Here is a 1700-nt window from a genome sequence, read left to right on the forward strand (position 1 = left end):
ATAGATCACCATTAAAATTGGGCCTATAGCACACTGTAAATAGTGAAAACCGGTCATAGAGCAGTAAGCCCTACGGGAGAGTTTTGGCCCTAATTGATTAAAAATAAAATAAAACACATATGAAAAATTTTAGAAAACCATATTTTGCAATTTTTTTCTCATTCTTAATATTGCTTGTTTCTTGCAGTAAAGATAATACTGATTTAATCGAAAATAAAATGGTTGAATCGAGCTCTTTAGATGAAATCCAATTGGAAAGCATACATAAGAATATTAAACTAGAACTGAAAAGAGCAAATGAAAATTTACAAATCAAATCCTCCACTTTTGAAAATTCTAGCGTTGAAAAGAAATTTATTCAAAACCTTAAGTATGTTAATGAAAATGGGCTTGAATCTCTGTATTCACAATTTAAAATAAACAATAAATTTTTAGCTCAATTGGAATTTTACCAAGACAATAAATCTAAAGAGAATAGATACCAATTATTAATGGATAATTTCCGAATTAATAATATTGAGGAAGCAAATTTTCTTTTTAACTTAATAGAAGTTTATCATCTCGTAGAAAATGAGTTAAAAAACAATAGAAATTTTCAACTTTCAAAGGATCAAATAAAAGGTATTTCTTGGGGGTGTGCTTTAGCTATAGCTGGTACAATAAGTGTAACGGCTGGTGCTGCGTTTGTAACCGGAGGCGCTTCTCTTGTAGTTTTTTTAGTTAGTAAAGGAATCGCTACAGCGGCAATTATTGAAGCGTGTTCATAAATTATAATTATTATGAAATTTTATAAAAAAATTTTACTGTCAATTTTTATTGCGATTGAAATACTTGCAATTGTACTATTTGTTATAAAAGAAGTTAATTCAAAAACTTTTTTTCTAATAACCTTATCTATGTGCTTAATGATAGGATTATACTTTTATAACAAAAATAAAGTAGAGAAAAATGACGTGACATAACACGGTATACAAAAATAGCAGTTAGGGGCGAAACCAAAGGTTTTGGTTCTTTTCTGCTATCTTAATTTTAGTTCTAAAAATAGTACGTAAAATCTGCTACTTTTCCTAAACGGAACCTTGTGTATAATGCCTCGACAAAACTAGACCATTGTTTAAATTGAAAATTTATTAACTTTAAACAATATCCCTGGTAAGCCTATTAGCAAAGAGATAAAATCGAGTAGGAAGATAGGGATTAATTCCCTATCTGTCCTCTCACACCACTCAGCGTACGGATCCGTACTGAGCGGTTCCCTAATTTACGTTCTAACTTTAAGATAATAATCCAGCAGAAAAGGGTAGCCAGCCTGTCTCAGTCTGTGCGTGGTTATGGTCCTTGTGAGGATAAAGCTGTTGGCGATATGCCAGTGACTTCTCCTCGTGTTGGCATATTCCCACGCTTTCCACTTGTTCAGGCCAAGCTTGATAAGCATCTTTCCTTTCGTGCGAATGCGTTTCCATTGCTTCCAGATACACATCCTTAGACGTCGACGATACCAGCGATCTATGTTTCTCAGCAGGCTTTTTATATCTGCCATTTTAAAGTAGTTCACCCAGCCTCTAACGTAGTGGTTGGATATTCCGGACTAAGCTGACCCCTCTAAAGCCCACCTTTTAGGTATCTGTCATTCCGGCGGATGCTGACCCCCTTATAAATTAAAAAAATGGCTGGCCGGCAAAATTATTCCGGAGCATACT

2 protein-coding genes are annotated in these 1700 nt (G+C 33.9%); one reads left to right on the forward strand and one right to left on the reverse strand.

The window, feature by feature from the left end; all coding sequences use genetic code 11:
- The first annotated feature begins 119 nt into the window (after positions 1–119).
- Positions 120–767 (forward strand): hypothetical protein, encoded by a 648-nt coding sequence (locus LB467_RS18530; RefSeq protein WP_224475641.1) that lies wholly within the window; start codon positions 120–122, stop codon positions 765–767.
- Between the two features lie 494 nt (positions 768–1261).
- Here the strand turns inward: LB467_RS18530 and LB467_RS19490 are convergent, their stop codons facing one another.
- Complete coding sequence (locus LB467_RS19490) at positions 1262–1582, reverse strand: group II intron maturase-specific domain-containing protein (protein WP_224475642.1); 321 nt, start codon at positions 1580–1582, stop codon at positions 1262–1264.
- Positions 1583–1700: the final 118 nt, after the last annotated feature.

It is taken from the genome of Salegentibacter tibetensis, from assembly GCF_020164485.1.
GTDB lineage: Bacteria > Bacteroidota > Bacteroidia > Flavobacteriales > Flavobacteriaceae > Salegentibacter > Salegentibacter tibetensis.